The sequence below is a fragment of the Kocuria rhizosphaericola genome, assembly GCF_044462205.1.
GTDB lineage: Bacteria > Actinomycetota > Actinomycetes > Actinomycetales > Micrococcaceae > Kocuria > Kocuria rhizosphaericola.
On the sequence record NZ_JBISWK010000012.1, the window covers coordinates 1 to 17,337 of the forward strand.

At 70.7% G+C, this 17,337-nt stretch carries 10 protein-coding genes; all 10 read left to right on the plus strand.

Annotated elements, in window-relative coordinates:
- Positions 1 to 38: 38 nt before the first annotated feature.
- On the plus strand, positions 39 to 1,190 hold the full coding sequence (locus tag ACH9D2_RS00895; protein WP_396360847.1) for a GNAT family N-acetyltransferase: 1,152 nt from the start codon (positions 39 to 41) through the stop codon (positions 1,188 to 1,190).
- Positions 1,191 to 1,533: 343 nt separating this feature from the next.
- Positions 1,534 to 2,058 (plus strand): 50S ribosomal protein L10, encoded by a 525-nt coding sequence (gene rplJ / locus ACH9D2_RS00900; RefSeq protein ID WP_396360848.1) that lies wholly within the window; start codon positions 1,534 to 1,536, stop codon positions 2,056 to 2,058.
- A gap of 98 nt (positions 2,059 to 2,156) precedes the next feature.
- Positions 2,157 to 2,540 carry a 50S ribosomal protein L7/L12 gene (gene rplL, locus ACH9D2_RS00905; protein ID WP_058872512.1) on the plus strand — a complete coding sequence of 128 codons (384 nt, stop codon included), beginning with the start codon at positions 2,157 to 2,159 and terminating at the stop codon, positions 2,538 to 2,540.
- Between the two features lie 347 nt (positions 2,541 to 2,887).
- A complete protein-coding gene (gcvP, locus tag ACH9D2_RS00910) occupies positions 2,888 to 5,773 on the plus strand; it encodes an aminomethyl-transferring glycine dehydrogenase (protein ID WP_396360851.1) in 2,886 nt (961 codons plus the stop codon).
- Positions 5,774 to 6,050: 277 nt separating this feature from the next.
- Positions 6,051 to 9,560, plus strand: coding sequence for a DNA-directed RNA polymerase subunit beta (gene rpoB / locus ACH9D2_RS00915; RefSeq protein WP_396360852.1), 3,510 nt, complete (start codon positions 6,051 to 6,053; stop codon positions 9,558 to 9,560).
- 61 nt (positions 9,561 to 9,621) lie between these two features.
- Positions 9,622 to 13,506, plus strand: a complete 3,885-nt coding sequence (locus ACH9D2_RS00920; protein WP_396360854.1) for a DNA-directed RNA polymerase subunit beta' — start codon at positions 9,622 to 9,624, stop codon at positions 13,504 to 13,506.
- A 147-nt stretch (positions 13,507 to 13,653) separates the two neighbouring features.
- Positions 13,654 to 14,418, plus strand: a complete 765-nt coding sequence (locus ACH9D2_RS00925) for an IclR family transcriptional regulator (RefSeq protein WP_396360856.1) — start codon at positions 13,654 to 13,656, stop codon at positions 14,416 to 14,418.
- Between the two features lie 137 nt (positions 14,419 to 14,555).
- Positions 14,556 to 15,755 (plus strand): 4-hydroxybenzoate 3-monooxygenase, encoded by a 1,200-nt coding sequence (locus ACH9D2_RS00930; protein WP_396360857.1) that lies wholly within the window; start codon positions 14,556 to 14,558, stop codon positions 15,753 to 15,755.
- Positions 15,756 to 15,922: 167 nt separating this feature from the next.
- The gene (pcaH, locus tag ACH9D2_RS00935; protein WP_441005568.1) at positions 15,923 to 16,750 is read left to right on the plus strand and encodes a protocatechuate 3,4-dioxygenase subunit beta; all 828 of its coding nucleotides are present in this window, start codon (positions 15,923 to 15,925) and stop codon (positions 16,748 to 16,750) included.
- A complete protein-coding gene (gene pcaG, locus ACH9D2_RS00940; protein ID WP_396360859.1) occupies positions 16,743 to 17,327 on the plus strand; it encodes a protocatechuate 3,4-dioxygenase subunit alpha in 585 nt (194 codons plus the stop codon). Before pcaH ends, pcaG begins: the two co-directional genes overlap by 8 nt.
- Positions 17,328 to 17,337 lie beyond the last annotated feature (10 nt).

Sequence of the window (17,337 nt, forward strand, 5' to 3'; positions counted from 1 at the left end):
CGGACGTCCGCCGGCGCCCACGGAACGGAGACCCCCTCGTGACCGAGCACCCCCCAGTGCGCATCGAGCAGATGCGCATCCCCGACGAGTTCGACGACGCCGCCCAGGAGCTCCTGGGGCGTGTCGCGGCACTCGTGCGCCGGTCCCGGCAGCACGTGTGGGGGATCTCGGACCTCACCGGTGACGCGCAGGAGCTCTACCGGGACCTGCTCGACCCCTTCGAGCGCGTGGTCATCCTGCTCGCGTGGACCCAGGGCCGCCTCGCGGGGCGGGCCGAGGTCCGGATGCCCCTGGTCGCCCTCACCGACTCCGCCCACATCACCGTCGACGTGGACCCCGACGTCACCTCGCAGGGCACCGGCAGCGAGCTGCTGGCCGCCGCCGAGCAGCTCGCCGTCGGGGAGTCCCGCCGGCACCTGCGGATCCAGACGGAGCACCCCGGGCCCCAGGAGATCCAGGGCGACGGCAGCATCACCGGCGTCTTCCCGGTGGTCACGCCCGGGATGGTCGAGTGGGTGGACGCCGCGGACGGCTCGGGCCGGCTGCCCATGTCCAACCGGCAGACCCGCTTCGCCCTCGGCGCCGGCTACCGGCTCGAGTCGGTGAGCGACTTCGGGGTGCTGGACGTCCCGCTGCCGTCCGAGCGCGTCGAGGCCCTGCTGCGCGAGGTCGCGGCCTCGCCGGCGCCGGAGCCGTACCGGATCCACACCTGGAGCGGGCCGGCCCCCGAGGACCGGCTCGACGAGCTCGCGGCCCTGCACTCGCGCATGGGGGCGGACTCCTTCCTGGTCCCCACGGCCGCCGCCGAGCCCGAGCCCTGGGACGCCGAGCGCGTGCGGCGGACCGAGCAGCTGCGCGCCGAGGCGGGCAACCTGTCGCTCGTGGCCGTCGCCGAGCACGAGCCCACCGGACGGCTCGTCGGGATGACCGAGATCGTCCTGGCGGGGGAGGAGCCGCCGATCGGGATGCAGGACGAGACCGTGGTCCTGCGCGAGCACCGCCGCCGGTGGCTCGCCACCCGCCTGAAGTTGGCCAACCTGCAGCAGCTCGAGCAACTGGCGCCGAGCGTGCGCACGGTCTACTCCTGGAGCCACAGCGGCGACGACCGGATGAGCCGGGTCAACGCCCGCCTGGGCTTCCGCGTGGCCGGGCGCAGCGGCGTGTGGGCCCGCGAGTTCCCCGCCGCCTGAGCTGAGGCCTGAGCCGGCGCCGGAGCCGACCCTGAGACGGTTCCGCGCCGGCCCCGTCCCGTTCCGGCGCCGATTTGGCCGCGGCGGGGCCCTCCGGTAGCCTGGGGCGTACCAAAGACCGCCGGTCGTTGTCCTCCCTGCCCGTGCGCCCCGTTTCGGAGCGCACACCACGGGGGACAGCCGTAAGAGTTCCGCCAGGAACCGCCAGCGCAGGTGAACCAGCACAGCGAGCACGTCCCGTCCAGCACGGGCCGCGACGCCGAGCCCCGGGCATCTGCGCGGGGCTTTTTCTGTGCCCGGACCCTTCCGGCAGCGGCCGGCATCGAAGACCGGAAGGAGTACCATGGCGAACCCGGAAAAGGCAGCCGCGGTCGCCGAGTTGAAGGAGATGTTCTCCAACTCGGACGCCGCTGTCCTGACTGAGTACCGCGGCCTCACCGTGGCCCAGCTCAAGGAGCTGCGCCGCTCGCTCGGTGAGAACGCCGAATACGCCGTGGTGAAGAACACGCTGACCGCGATCGCGGCCAAGGAGCTGGGCATCGACGCGTTCGACGGCCAGCTCGCCGGCCCGAGCGCGATCGCCTTCATCTCGGGGGATCCCGTCGAGGCCGCCAAGAGCCTGCGTGACTTCGCCAAGACGAACCCGCAGCTCGTCCTCAAGGGCGGTTACCTCGAGGGCAAGGCCCTCAGCGACGCGGAGATCAAGCAGCTCGCGGACCTCGAGTCCCGCGAGGTGCTGCTGGCCAAGGTGGCCGGTGCCGCCCAGGCGTCCCTGTCCCAGGCCGCGGCCCTGTTCCAGGCCCCGCTGTCGAAGACGGTCCGCACGGCCGAGGCGCTGCGCGCCAAGGTCGAGGAGCAGGACGCCTGACCAGCATCCCCGCCGCGAGGCACATTCTCACCACGGAACCAGACCGTCCCGCGCCGACCAACCCGGCCGGGGCACACCATCGAAAAGGAGCCACAACCATGGCCAAGCTCACCACCGCTGAACTGATCGACGCGTTCAAGGAGCTCTCCCTCATCGAGCTCTCCGAGTTCGTGAAGGCCTTCGAGGAGACCTTCGACGTCACCGCCGCCGCCCCCGTGGCCGTCGCCGGTGCCGCCGCTCCGGCCGCCGCCGCCGAGGAGGCCGAGGAGCAGACCGAGTTCGACGTCGTCCTCGAGGCCGCCGGCGAGAAGAAGATCCAGGTCATCAAGGAGGTCCGCGCGCTGACCTCCCTCGGCCTCAAGGAGGCCAAGGACCTCGTGGACTCGGCCCCCAAGGCCGTCCTCGAGGGCGCCAACAAGGAGGCCGCGGACAAGGCCAAGGAGGCCCTCGAGGGCGCCGGCGCCACCGTCACCCTCAAGTAGGACCCCAGCAGCACCCCGGACGCGTTCCGCACGTGAACGCTCCCCCGAGGCCCCGGACGCACGGCGTCCGGGGCCTCGCGCCGTGCCCGGCGGGTCTGTGGGAGACTGGTGGCACAACCACATCGGCCGCCCGCGCGCAGCCGGAGAGTCCGACGTCGTCCGCGACCCGGGCGGGCCCGAGGGAGCAGGTCCTCCCCGAGGAGCTCCCGGCCCCCGCGGCCGGCCCGGACGGGAGGCCGGTGACGGCGCAGGCCGGCCCGTTGCGGCCGGTGCGAACTCCCCGGTCAGGATCCTCGGCCGGGAGGTCGGACGGGCCCCACGGGGCCACGAACCACGAGGAGCTGACCTTGTCCTTCCTGCCACGCCACCTCGGACCGGACGCCGCCGAGACCCGGAGCATGCTCGAGGTCGTCGGCGCCGCCGATCTCGACGAGCTCGTCTCCCGCGCGGTCCCGGCCACCATCGCCTCGGACCAGCCCCTGCGGCTGCCCGCGCCGCTGTCGGAGCACGAGGCGCTCACGGCCCTGCGCCGGGTCGCCGCGAAGAACCGCGTGATGACCCAGATGATCGGTCAGGGCTACGCGGACACCGTGACCCCGCCCGCGCTGCGCCGCAACATCCTCGAGAACCCCGCCTGGTACACCTCCTACACCCCGTACCAGCCCGAGATCTCCCAGGGCCGGCTGGAGGCGCTGCTGACGTTCCAGAACGCCGTCATGGACCTCACCGGTCTCGACCTGGCGAACGCCTCCCTGCTGGACGAGGCCACCGCGGTGGCCGAGGCCGTGCTCATGATGCGCCGGGCCAACCGGAAGGCCACGAGCCGGCGCGTCGTCGTGGACTCCCGCACGCTTCCCCAGACCCTCGCGGTGCTGCGCGGACGCTGCCGGGCCGTGGGCATCGAACTGGTCGTCACCGACCTCGCCGAGGGGCTGCCCGAGGGCGACCTCTTCGGCGTGGTGCTGAGCCAGGTGGGTGTCGACGGAGAGGTCGTCCCCCTCGCCGAGACCGCCGAGGCGGCGCACGCGCGGGGTGCGCTCGTGGCCGTGGCCACCGACCTGCTGGCCCTCACCCTGCTGCGCTCCCCCGGGGAGCAGGGGGCGGACATCGCCGTGGGCTCCGCCCAGCGCTTCGGGGTGCCCCTGTTCTTCGGCGGTCCCCACGCCGCGTTCCTGGCCTGCCGCAAGGGCCTCGAGCGGAACCTGCCGGGCCGCCTGGTGGGCGTCTCCACCGACTCCTCCGGCCGGCCCGCCTACCGGCTGGCGCTGCAGACCCGCGAGCAGCACATCCGCCGGGAGAAGGCCACCTCCAACATCTGCACCGCCCAGGCGCTGCTGGCCATCGTGGCCGGCGCCTACGCCGCCTACCACGGCCCGGACGGGCTGCGCGCCATCGCCGAGCGCGTGCACGACCTGGCCGCCCGCCTGGCCGCCGGGCTCGCCGCCGCCGGCGTGCCCGTGGTCCACGACCGGTTCTTCGACACCGTGCTGGCCGAGGTCCCCGGCCGCGCCGACGCCGTCGTGGCGGCCGCCGCGGAGCGCGGGATCAACGTGCGCCGGGCCGACGCGGACCACGTCTCCGTGTCGGTCGGGGAGCCCCACGACGAGCAGGACGTCGACGCCGTGCTCGCCGCGTTCGGCGCCGCGGCCACGGACGACGACGGCGCGGGGGCCGCCTGGGAGCTCCCCGCCGAGCTGCTGCGCACCGACTCCTACCTGACCCACCCGGTGTTCACCCTGCACCGCTCCGAGACCGCGATGATGCGCTGGCTGCGCGCCCTCGCGGACAAGGACCTGGCCCTGGACCGGACCATGATCCCGCTGGGCTCCTGCACCATGAAGCTCAACGCCGCCGCCGAGATGGAGCCCATCAGCTGGCCCGAGTTCGCCTCCGTCCACCCGCTGGCCCCCGAGGACCAGACCCTCGGATGGCGCGAGCTCATCACCCAGCTGGAGTCCTGGCTCACGGAGATCACCGGCTACGCGGCGGTCTCCGTCCAGCCCAACGCGGGGTCCCAGGGCGAGCTCGCCGGGCTGCTCGCGATCCGGCGCTACCACCTCTCCCGGGGCGACCGGCAGCGCAAGACGATCCTCATCCCGTCCTCGGCCCACGGCACCAACGCCGCCTCCGCGGTGCTCGCCGACCTCAAGGTCGTGGTCGTGGCCACCGCGGGGGACGGCTCCGTGGACATGGAGGACCTCGCCGCGAAGATCGGGACCGTGGGGGAGGAGCTCGCGGGCATCATGGTCACGTACCCCTCGACGCACGGAGTGTTCGAGAAGCAGATCACCGACGTGTGCGCCGCCGTGCACGACGCGGGCGGCCAGGTCTACGTGGACGGCGCGAACCTCAACGCCCTCATGGGCCTCGCCCGGCCGGGCCGCTTCGGCGGGGACGTCTCCCACCTGAACCTGCACAAGACCTTCTGCATCCCGCACGGCGGCGGGGGACCGGGCGTGGGGCCCGTGGGCGTGGCGGAGCACCTCGTGCCGTTCCTGCCCGGCGACCCCGGCGCCGTGGACGGCGACGAGTGGACGTTCCCCGTGTCCCAGGCCCGCTACGGGTCGGCAGGGGTGCTGCCGATCACCTGGATGTACATCGCCATGACCGGTGCGGAAGGGCTCACCGCGTCGTCGCGCACCGCGATCCTCAGTGCGAACTACGTCTCCGCCCGGCTCGCCGACGTCTTCCCGACCCTCTACACCGGCCCCGGCGGGTTCGTGGCCCACGAGTGCATCCTCGACCTGCGCGCCCTCACGAAGGCCTCAGGGGTGACCGCGGAGGACGTGTGCAAGCGGCTCGTCGACTACGGCTTCCACGCGCCCACCCTCGCGTTCCCCGTGGCGGGCACGCTCATGGTGGAGCCCACGGAGTCGGAGAACCTCGCGGAGCTGGACCGGTTCGTGGACGCGATGCGCGCGATCCACGCGGAGATGACCGCCGTGGCGGAGGGGGAGGTGGTGCTCGAGGACTCGGTCCTGCGCCACGCCCCGCACACCGCGGAGGTGCTCACGGCCGACGAGTGGGACCGGGCCTACCCCCGGTCCCGGGCCGCCTACCCCCTGCCCGGGCTGCGCCTGGCCAAGTACTGGCCGCCCGTGGGCCGGGTGGAGAACGCCGCCGGCGACCGCAACCTCGTCTGCAGCTGCCCGCCCATCGAGGCGTTCGCGGCGGCCGGCCCCGAGCCCGCCGCCGAGACGGTGGAGCGTGGGACCGTGGAGGCCGCCCGGTGAGCCCGGGACCCCGGCACCCCGAGGGACCCTGAGACCAGGAGCACAAAGTTCCCCATCCTACGAGCGGTGGACGCCCGCGTCCACCGCTCGTGTGGACAGAGCCGCACTTCGGGTCTATGCTGAATCTTTGCGTTGTCCCTCATTCTGCGTGCCTTCATATAGCGGTGGGCGCCCGCGGGGAGCGAACCAGCATCGTCAGTCCGCTGGCCCTCGCACACCCGTATCCCCGATCCGGGTACTGCGCGATTCAACTGCAGGTCTGTGGAAGGAATCCATCTTGGTCGCCTCGAGCACCGATTCGAACGTAACCGCTAACCGACCGGCCGACGGGAACATCCCGCGCCGCATCTCCTTCGCCAAGATCCATGAACCGCTGGACGTGCCGAACCTGCTGGCCCTCCAGACGGACAGCTTCGACCGTCTCGTCGGCAACGAGCGGTGGCAGGCCCGCGTGCAGCAGGCCATCGAGACCGGGGAGCAGGGCATCGCCCGCACCTCCGGCCTGTCCGACATCTTCGAGGAGATCTCCCCGATCGAGGACTTCCAGGGCACCATGTCCCTGTCCTTCTCGGAGCCGGAGTTCTACGACCCCAAATACACCATGGACGAGTGCAAGGACCGGGACGCCACCTACTCGGCGCCCCTGTACGTCAAGGCCGAGTTCATGAACAACAACACGGGCGAGATCAAGCAGCAGACCGTGTTCATGGGCGACTTCCCGCTGATGACCGAGAAGGGCACCTTCGTCATCAACGGCACCGAGCGTGTCGTCGTCTCCCAGCTCGTCCGCTCGCCGGGCGCGTACTTCGAGCGCGGCCAGGACCGCACCTCGGACAAGGACATCTACTCCGCGAAGATCATCCCCTCCCGCGGAGCCTGGTTCGAGCTCGAGATCGACAAGCGCGACCAGGTGGGCGTGCGCCTCGACCGCAAGCGCAAGCAGTCGGTCACCGTGCTGCTCAAGGCCCTCGGCTGGAGCGAGTCCCGCATCCTCGAGGAGTTCGGGGAGTTCGACTCCATCCGAGCCACCCTCGAGAAGGACACCGTCGAGTCCCGCGAGGACGCGCTGCTGGACATCTACCGCAAGCTTCGCCCGGGGGAGCCGCCCACGGTCGACGCCGCGCAGGCGCTGCTGGACAACATGTACTTCAACTCCAAGCGCTACGACCTCGCGAAGGTGGGCCGCTACAAGATCAACCGGAAGCTGGGCCTCGACAAGGCGTTCGAGGACGAGGACGCCTCCGTGCTCTCGGTCGACGACATCGTCGCGATGATCCGCTACCTCGTGACCCTGCACGCCGGCGGCGGCACCATGAAGGGCGTGCGCGACGGCGAGCCCCGCGAGGTCGTCGTGGACGTCGACGACATCGACCACTTCGGCAACCGCCGCATCCGTGCGGTGGGCGAGCTGATCGAGAACCAGATCCGCACCGGCCTGTCCCGCATGGAGCGCGTGGTGCGCGAGCGCATGACCACCCAGGACGTCGAGGCGATCACCCCGCAGACCCTGATCAACATCCGTCCCGTCGTGGCGGCGATCAAGGAGTTCTTCGGCACCTCGCAGCTGTCGCAGTTCATGGACCAGAACAACCCGCTCGCGGGCCTGACCCACAAGCGCCGCCTGTCCGCGCTCGGCCCGGGCGGTCTCTCCCGCGACCGCGCCGGCATGGAGGTCCGTGACGTCCACCCGTCGCACTACGGCCGGATGTGCCCCATCGAGACCCCTGAGGGCTCCAACATCGGCCTCATCGGCTCGCTGGCGACCTACGGGCGGATCAACCCGTTCGGCTTCATCGAGACCCCGTACCGCAAGGTCGTCGACGGCCTGGTGACCGACGACGTCGAGTACCTCACCGCCGACGACGAGCGCGGTGTCACGATCGCCCAGGCCAACGCCCCGCTGAACCTGGACAACCGGTTCGCCGAGGACGCCGTGCTCGCCCGCGCCGCCGACGGCTCGGGCGAGGCCGTGCTGGTCGACCCGACCGCCGTGCAGTTCATGGACGTCTCCCCGCGCCAGATGGTGTCCGTGGCGACCGCCCTCATCCCGTACCTCGAGCACGACGACGCCAACCGCGCGCTCATGGGCGCCAACATGCAGCGCCAGGCCGTGCCGCTGCTCGAGTCCGAGGCCCCGCTCGTGGGCACCGGCATGGAGCGCTACGCGGCCCTGGACGCCGGCGACTCCGTGCTGGCGCGCAAGGCCGGCGTGGTCGAGGAGGTCTCGGCGAACCTCGTGCGCGTGCTCAACGACGACGGGACGACCACGGTCTACCCGATCAACAAGTTCACGCGCTCGAACCCGGGCAACACGTACAACCAGCGCGTCATCGTCGCGCAGGGCGAGCGCGTCGAGGAGCGCTCGGTCATCGCCGACGGTCCCTCCACGGACCAGGGCGAGCTGGCCCTGGGCAAGAACCTGCTGGTCGCCTACATGTCCTGGGAGGGCCTCAACTACGAGGACGCGATCATCCTCTCCCAGCGCATGGTCTCGGAGGACGTGCTCACCTCGATCCACATCGAGGAGCACGAGATCGACGCCCGCGACACGAAGCTGGGCGCCGAGGAGATCACCCGGGACATCCCCAACGTGTCCGAGGAGGTGCTGTCCGCCCTCGACGAGCGCGGCATCATCCACATCGGCGCGGAGGTCCAGGCCGGCGACATCCTCGTGGGCAAGGTCACCCCGAAGGGCGAGACCGAGCTGACCCCGGAGGAGCGCCTGCTGCGGGCGATCTTCGGCGAGAAGTCCCGCGAGGTGCGCGACACGTCCCTGAAGGTGCCCCACGGCGAGTCCGGCACCGTCATCGGCGTGCGCGTCTTCGACCGCGACGACGAGGACGACGACCTGCCCGCGGGCGTCAACCAGGTGGTCCGGGTGTACGTGGCGCAGAAGCGCAAGATCACGGACGGCGACAAGCTCGCCGGCCGCCACGGCAACAAGGGCGTCATCTCGAAGATCCTGCCGCTCGAGGACATGCCGTTCCTGGAGGACGGGACCCCTGTGGACATCATCCTCAACCCGCTGGGCGTGCCCGGCCGCATGAACCTCGGGCAGGTCCTCGAGGTGCACACCGGCTGGCTCGCCAAGCAGGGGTGGAACATCGAGGGGGACCCCGAGTGGCTCGACCGGCTGCCGAACTTCCCGAAGCAGTCCGGCCCCACGAACGTGGCCACCCCGGTGTTCGACGGCGCGCGCGAGGAGGAGATCTTCGACCTCCTCGACCACACCAACCCGACGCGCGACGGCGTGCGCCTGATCGACCGGTCCGGCAAGGCCCGGCTGTTCGACGGCCGCTCCGGCGAGCCGTTCCCGGACCCGGTGTCGGTGGGCTACCAGTACATCCTGAAGCTGCACCACCTCGTGGACGACAAGATCCACGCGCGCTCGACCGGCCCGTACTCCATGATCACCCAGCAGCCGCTGGGCGGTAAGGCGCAGTTCGGCGGCCAGCGCTTCGGCGAGATGGAGGTCTGGGCGCTCGAGGCCTACGGCGCCGCCTACACGCTGCAGGAGCTGCTGACGGTCAAGTCCGACGACGTCCACGGGCGCGTGAAGGTCTACGAGGCCATCGTGAAGGGCGAGAACATCCCCGAGCCGGGTGTCCCCGAGTCCTTCAAGGTCCTCATCAAGGAGATGCAGTCGCTGTGCCTGAACGTCGAGGTGCTCTCGGCGGACGGCAACACCATCGAGATGCGCGATTCGGATGACGAGGTCTTCCGGGCGGCCGAGGAACTGGGCATCGATCTCTCGCACTCCGAGCCCAGCTCGGTCGAAGAGGTCTGATCCCCCTCGGTCCACCCCGACGAGACGTCAACTTTTCCAGAGAAAGAGATAAAGGACCCTCATGTCCAACGAATCTTCACTAGGCCTCATGCGGATCGGTCTTGCGACCGCGGAGGACATCCGGACCTGGTCCTACGGCGAGGTCAAGAAGCCGGAGACCATCAACTACCGCACGCTCAAGCCCGAGAAGGACGGCCTGTTCTGCGAGAAGATCTTCGGTCCCACCCGGGACTGGGAGTGCTACTGCGGCAAGTACAAGCGCGTGCGCTACAAGGGCATCATCTGCGAGCGCTGCGGCGTGGAGGTCACCCGCGCCAAGGTGCGCCGTGAGCGCATGGGCCACATCGAGCTCGCCGCTCCCGTGACCCACATCTGGTACTTCAAGGGCGTTCCCTCGCGGCTGGGCTACCTGCTGGACCTCGCCCCGAAGGACCTGGAGAAGGTCATCTACTTCGCGGCGTACATGATCACGTCGGTGGACGAGGACGCCCGCCACGACGACCTGCCGAACCTGCAGGCCGCCGTGGACCGCGAGAAGGCGCAGATGGAGTCCACCCGCGACTCCGACATCGCCGCGATCGCCCGCGACCTCGAGACCGAGCTCGGCCGGGTCGAGGAGGAGGGCGGCAAGGCCGCGGAGAAGCGCAAGCTCCGCGACTCCGCCGACCGCCAGATGGCCAACGTGCGCAAGCGCGCCAACCTGGAGATCGACCGTCTCGAGCAGGTCTGGGACCGCTTCAAGAACCTCAAGGTCAACGACCTCGAGGGCGACGAGGCGCTCTACCGCGTCATGGTGGACCGCTACGGCATGTACTTCGAGGGCTCGATGGGCGCCGAGGCGATCAAGAAGCGCCTCGAGACCTTCGACCTCGAGGCCGAGGCCGAGTCCCTGCGGGAGACCATCGCGACCGGCAAGGGCCAGCGCAAGACCCGTGCCCTCAAGCGGCTCAAGGTCGTCAACGCGTTCCTGACCACGGACAACTCCCCGCTGGGCATGGTCCTGGACGCCGTCCCGGTCATCCCGCCGGAGCTGCGGCCGATGGTCCAGCTCGACGGCGGCCGCTTCGCCACGTCGGACCTCAACGACCTCTACCGGCGCGTGATCAACCGCAACAACCGGCTCAAGCGCCTGCTGGACCTGGGCGCCCCGGAGATCATCGTCAACAACGAGAAGCGGATGCTGCAGGAGGCCGTGGACTCGCTGTTCGACAACGGCCGCCGCGGCCGCCCGGTCACCGGGCCGGGCAACCGTGCGCTGAAGTCGCTGTCCGACATGCTCAAGGGCAAGCAGGGCCGGTTCCGGCAGAACCTGCTCGGCAAGCGCGTCGACTACTCCGGCCGCTCGGTCATCGTGGTCGGCCCGCAGCTCAAGCTGCACCAGTGCGGTCTGCCCAAGCAGATGGCCCTCGAGCTGTTCAAGCCGTTCGTGATGAAGCGGCTCGTGGACCTCAACCACGCGCAGAACATCAAGTCGGCCAAGCGCATGGTCGAGCGCTACCGGCCCCAGGTGTGGGACGTGCTCGAGGAGGTCATCACCGAGCACCCCGTGCTGCTCAACCGTGCCCCCACCCTGCACCGTCTGGGCATCCAGGCGTTCGAGCCGCAGCTCGTCGAGGGCAAGGCCATCCAGCTCCACCCGCTCGTGTGCGGCGCGTTCAACGCCGACTTCGACGGCGACCAGATGGCCGTGCACCTGCCCCTGTCCCCGGAGGCCCAGGCCGAGGCCCGCATCCTGATGCTGTCCTCGAACAACATCCTGAAGCCCTCGGACGGCAAGCCGATCGCGCTGCCCTCCCAGGACATGATCATCGGGCTGTACCACCTCACCACCGTCCGCGAGGGCGAGGAAGGGGAGGGCCGCGGGTTCTCCTCCGTGGCCGAGGCGATCATGGCCCACGACGCCGGGAAGCTGCACCTGAACGCGCTGTGCCGGATCGAGCTGGACGACTTCGTGCCGTTCGAGGGCTGGGAGGCCCCCGAGGGCTGGGAGCCGGGTCAGCCCGTGCTGGTCGAGACCACGCTGGGCCGTGTGCTGTTCAACGAGACGCTGCCCGAGGACTACCCCTGGGACGAGGCCGTCGCGGACAAGAAGCACCTGTCCGCGCTGGTCAACGATCTCGCGGAGCGGTACCCGATGGTGACCGTGGCGCACACGCTGGACGAGCTCAAGGACGCCGGGTTCCACTGGGCGGCCCGCTCGGGCGTGACCGTGGCGATCTCGGACATCGCGACCCCGCCGGAGAAGCCCGCCATCATGGAGGGCTACGAGGCGCAGGCCGCGAAGATCCAGGGCCAGTACGACCGCGGTCTGATCGACGACGACGAGCGCCGCTCGGAGCTCATCGACATCTGGACCAAGGCCACGGACGAGGTCGCCCAGGCCATGCAGGCGAACCTCTCCCCGCTGAACACCATCAACCGCATGGTGTCCTCCGGCGCCCGAGGCAACTGGATGCAGGTCCGCCAGATCGCCGGCATCCGCGGGCTCGTGTCCAACCCCAAGGGCGAGATCATGCCCCGCCCGATCAAGTCCTCCTACCGTGAGGGCCTGTCGGTGCTGGAGTACTTCATCGCGACCCACGGCGCCCGCAAGGGCCTGGCCGACACCGCGCTGCGCACCGCGAACTCGGGGTACCTCACCCGTCGTCTCGTGGACGTCTCCCAGGACGTCATCGTGCGCGAGGCGGACTGCATGACGGAGCGCGGCCTGAACCTGCCGCTCGCCGACGTGCAGGAGTCCGGTGCCCGCGTGCTGCACGAGGACATCGAGAACACCGTGCACGGCCGCGTGCTCGCGGTGGACGTGGTGGACGCCAACGGCGAGATCCTGGCCGAGGCCGGCACGGACCTCTCCGACGGGCTCATCAGCGCCCTCTTCGCCGGTGGGGCCGACACGGTGCGCGTGCGCTCCGTGCTGACCTGCGAGTCCGCGGTGGGCGTGTGCGCGGCGTGCTACGGCCGTTCGCTGGCCTCCAACCAGCTGGTGGACATCGGCGAGGCCGTGGGCATCATCGCCGCGCAGTCGATCGGCGAGCCGGGCACGCAGCTCACGATGCGCACCTTCCACACCGGTGGTGTGGCGTCCTCGGACGGCGACATCACCCAGGGTCTGCCCCGTATCCAGGAGCTCTTCGAGGCCCGCACGCCCAAGGGCGTCGCGCCGATCTCGGAGGTCGCCGGGCGGGTCACCATCGAGGACACCGAGAAGGCCCTCAAGCTCGTCGTGACCCCGGACAACGGGGACGAGGCGATCGGGTACCCGGTGCTGCGCCGCGCCAAGCTGCTCGTGACCGAGGGCGACCACGTCGAGGTCGGCCAGCAGCTGGTCTCCGGCGCCGTCGACCCCAAGGAGGTGCTGCGCATCCGCGGACCGCGGCAGGCGCAGAAGCACCTCGTGGACGAGGTGCAGCGCGTGTACCGCTCCCAGGGCGTGGGCATCCACGACAAGCACGTGGAGGTCATCGTGCGGCAGATGCTGCGCCGCGTGACGATCATCGAGTCCGGCGAGACGAACCTGCTGCCGGGCGAGCTCGTCGAGAACGTCCGCTTCCTGGAGGCCAACCGCAAGGCCGTGGCCGAGAGCAACCGTCCGGCCGCCGGCCGACCGGAGCTGATGGGCATCACCAAGGCCTCGCTGGCCACCGACTCGTGGCTGTCGGCCGCGTCCTTCCAGGAGACCACCCGCGTGCTCACGCAGGCGGCCATGGAGGGCAAGTCCGACCCGCTGGTGGGCCTCAAGGAGAACGTGATCATCGGCAAGCTGATCCCGGCCGGCACCGGGCTCGCGCGGTACAACAACATCGACGTGGAGCCGACGGACGAGGCGAAGGCCTCGCTGTTCACGGAGCCGGGCTCGTTCTCGGACTTCAGCTACGCGGAGGAGAACTCCTCGCCCGCCGAGTTCCAGGCGATCCCGCTGGAGGACTACGACTTCGGCTCCAACTGAGGCCGGCGTCCCTGCAGGACAGGATCACTCCGGTGATCACCACGGCAGCCCCGTTCCGGAAGACACGTCTTCCGGGGCGGGGCTGCCGCCGTCCCACGGCGCGCCACGACGCGCGGCCGCGGACCAGGAAGGAGTGACAGGAGGACCATGGCGAACTCGCCCACCGGGGAGTCCGTGCTCGAGCGGGCGGACCGGATCCTCGCGGCGTTCACCGCCGAGAACTCCCGGCTGACGGGTGGGCAGATCGCGGCTCTCGCGGGCCTCCCCACCGCCACCGCGCACCGGCTCGCCCGGGACATGGCCCGGCAGGGCTGGCTCGAGCGGGTGGAGGGCGGGCACTACGTCATCGGCACCCGGCTGTGGGAGCTGGCCAGCCGCTCCTCGCGCGAGCTGGGGCTGGCGCGCGCCGCCCGCCCGTTCATGGGGGACATCCACGCGGTGCTGCGCCAGCACGTGCAGCTCGGCATCGTGGAGGGCCGCGAGGTGCTGCTCGTGGAACGGCTCTCGCACCCCCGGGCGGTGCCCGTCCGCTCGGAGGTGGCGGGCCGGCTGCCGCTGCACCTCTCGGCCACGGGCCTCGTCCTCCTGGCGCACGCGCCGCAGGAGTACCAGGAGGAGTACCTCCGGGGCCCCCTCGCCGCGTTCACCGAGGTCTCGCCGACGGACCCCGGGGTGCTGGCCGCGGAGCTGGAGCGGATCCGCGGCGCGGGCCACGCCCTGCAGACCGGCTATCTCGAGGCGGGGACAGCAGGCATCGCCGTCCCCGTGCGAGGACGCGGCGACCAGGTGGTGGCGGGCCTGGGCGTCATCACCCCCGCGGGCGACCCCGCCGCGCGGGCCGGGGCGATCGTCCAGGCGCTGCACACCGCCGCGCACGGCATCCGCCGGACGCTGCGGGACGCCGCCCGCTGAGCCGGACGCCGCGCGCACCGCCGCGGCCGTCTCCGGGACCACCTCGCGGGTGGTCCCGTTCAACGGGACGACTGTGGTGCCGCCCACAGGGCACTGGGACACTGGACACGATTCCCGTCGTATCACCAGGAGCACTCATGAGCGCACAGCGCACCGTTCTCAGCACACAGGTCGGCATCGTCGGCGGCGGCCCGGCCGGGCTGATGCTGGCCCACCTCCTCGGCCGCGCCGGCATCGACAGCATCGTCGTCGAGAAGCGCGACAAGGACACCATCCACGCCACCCACCGGGCCGGCATCCTCGAGGCACCCACCGTGCGGATGCTGGTCGACGAGGGGGTCGACGGACGGGTGCTGACGGAGGGCCACGAGCACGAGGGCACCGTGCTGCGCTTCCAGGGCGAGAGCCACCGCATCGACTTCAAGAAGCTCGTGGGGGAGTCCGTGTGGCTCTACCCCCAGAACGAGGTGTTCCTGGACCTGGCCGACGCCCGGGAGCGCGACGGCGGCGACGTCCGCTGGTCCGTGACGGACACCGAGGTGCTGGACCTGGCCACCGACCGGCCGGGCATCCGCTTCACCGACGCCGCGGGCGAGGACCTCGAGATCCGCTGCGAGGTCCTCGTGGGCGCCGACGGCTCGCAGAGCATCTGCCGCCGCGCCATCCCGGAGCAGGAGCGCACCGACAACTTCATCGAGTACCCCTTCGCCTGGTTCGGGATCCTCGCCGAGGCCCCGCCGAGCGCCCCGGAGCTCATCTACTCGAACTCCGAGCACGGCTTCGCCCTCGTCTCCCAGCGCAGCGACACCGTCCAGCGGATGTACTTCCAGTGCGACCCTGACGAGGACGTCGACGACTGGGACGACGAGCGGATCTGGGCCGAGCTGCAGCGCCGGGTCGAGGGCCCCGACGGCCTCCGGCTCCAGGAGGGCCCCATCTTCGACAAGACCGTGCTGAAGTTCCGCTCCTACGTCTGCGAGCCCCTGCGCCACGGCAATCTGTTCCTCGTCGGCGACGCCGGCCACACCGTGCCCCCGACCGGCGCCAAGGGCCTGAACCTCGCGTTCTGCGACGTCCGCGCGCTCGCCCCCGCGCTCGTGGAGTTCTTCCGCTCCGGCGACGGCACCGGGTTGGCCGGGTACTCGGCCACGGCCCTCGAGCGCGTGTGGAAGGCGCAGAACTTCTCCTACTGGGCCACCCAGCTCATGCACACCCAGCCGGGGGAGAACCCCTTCAACCAGAAGCGCCGGCGCGGCGAGTTCAAGGCGATCACCGGCTCCGAGCGCGGGGCCGCCTACTTCGCGGAGTCCTACACCGGCTGGCCCCAGGACCGCTGACCACCCGGCCCGCCCACTGTGACCCCACAATAAGTTCGCACAGCGAACACATGTGCGAATGCTGCACCGGATGCGCTAGCCTCGGAGGGTTCTCCGCGGAGGCGCCGACCACTCCGGGCACGACGCCCGCCGGTGCGGCAACCACCTCGCGACAAAGGAGTTGAACCATGACCGACCAGGACCAGGACCAGGGGGCGGGGGAGGCCTTCGTGCACCTCACCCCGAAGGGTCCCGACGACGCCGCGGACACGCAGTCCGACCTCGACCGGGAGATGGCGCGGATCAGCGCCGACCACACCGCGTCCGGGCGCACCGAGACGCAGCCGCGCCTGGACTACGCGCCCTACCGCAGCTCGATCCTGCGGCACCCCACCAAGGACCTGCACCACGCGGACCCCGAGACCATCGAGCTGCACGCCCCGGCCTTCGGCGAGCGGGACGTCCACCGGCTCGAGTCGGACCTGACCATCCAGTCGGGCGGGGAGCCCATCGGCGAGCGGATCAAGATCCGCGGCCGGGTCCTCGACGGCGACGGCCGGCCCGTGCGGAACCAGCTCGTGGAGATCTGGCAGGCCAACGCGGCCGGGCGCTACATCCACAAGCGGGACCAGCACCCTGCGCCCATCGACCCCAACTTCACGGGCGTGGGACGGTGCCTGACCGGCGACGACGGCTCCTACGAGTTCATCACCATCAAACCCGGGCCGTACCCCTGGAAGAACCACCACAACGCCTGGCGACCCGCGCACGTGCACTTCTCGCTGTTCGGCACGGACTTCACCCAGCGGATGATCACCCAGATGTACTTCCCCTCCGACCCGCTGTTCGCGCTGGACCCGATCTTCCAGTCCATCGTGGACCCGAAGGCCCGCGAACGGCTCGTGGCCGACTACGACCACGCCGCGTCCGAGCACGAGTGGCTGCTCGGCTACACGTGGGACATCGTGCTCAGCGGCTCGAACCGCACCTGGACGGAAGGCGACTCCAATGTCTGAGACCTCGGCGAACCCCAAGCTTCCGGCCACCCCCGGCCAGACCATCGGGCCGTTCTTCGGCTACGCGCTGCCCTACGACAAGGGCGAGCTGCTCGTGCCGCTCGGACACCCGCAGGCGGTGCGCCTGCACGGCACGGTCACCGACGGCCACGGCGAGGTCGTGCCGGACGCGATGCTCGAGATCTGGCAGGCGGACGGCAACGGTGCGGTCCCCACCGCGACCGGCTCGCTCGTGCGCGACGGCTACACCTTCACCGGTTTCGGCCGCGCGTCCGTCGACAACGAGGGCCACTACACCTTCACCACCGTCGACCCGGGGCCCACCGAGCCCGGCAAGGCGCCGTTCATCACGCTGACGATCTTCGCCCGCGGCCTGCTCAACCGGCTGTTCACCCGCATCTACCTGCCGGAGGACACCCAGGCCCTCGCGGAGGACCCGCTGCTGCGCGGGCTGCCCGAGGACCGCCGCCGCACCCTGATCGCCGAGCGCGAGGCGGACGGCTCCCTGCGCTTCGACATCCGGATGCAGGGCGAGGACGAGACCGTCTTCCTCACCTACCCGAACCTCGAGGAGTGAGCACGCCGTG

Bases quoted from the DNA above. Each gene is read 5' to 3' on its own strand.
- rplJ (WP_396360848.1), top strand. From the start codon at position 1,534: ATGGCGAACCCGGAAAAGGCAGCCGCGGTCGCCGAGTTGAAGGAGATG.
- pcaG (WP_396360859.1), top strand. From the start codon at position 16,743: ATGTCTGAGACCTCGGCGAACCCCAAGCTTCCGGCCACCCCCGGCCAG.
- ACH9D2_RS00930 (WP_396360857.1), top strand. From the start codon at position 14,556: ATGAGCGCACAGCGCACCGTTCTCAGCACACAGGTCGGCATCGTCGGC.
- pcaH (WP_441005568.1), top strand. From the start codon at position 15,923: ATGACCGACCAGGACCAGGACCAGGGGGCGGGGGAGGCCTTCGTGCAC.
- ACH9D2_RS00925 (WP_396360856.1), top strand. From the start codon at position 13,654: ATGGCGAACTCGCCCACCGGGGAGTCCGTGCTCGAGCGGGCGGACCGG.
- rplL (WP_058872512.1), top strand. From the start codon at position 2,157: ATGGCCAAGCTCACCACCGCTGAACTGATCGACGCGTTCAAGGAGCTC.
- ACH9D2_RS00920 (WP_396360854.1), top strand. From the start codon at position 9,622: ATGTCCAACGAATCTTCACTAGGCCTCATGCGGATCGGTCTTGCGACC.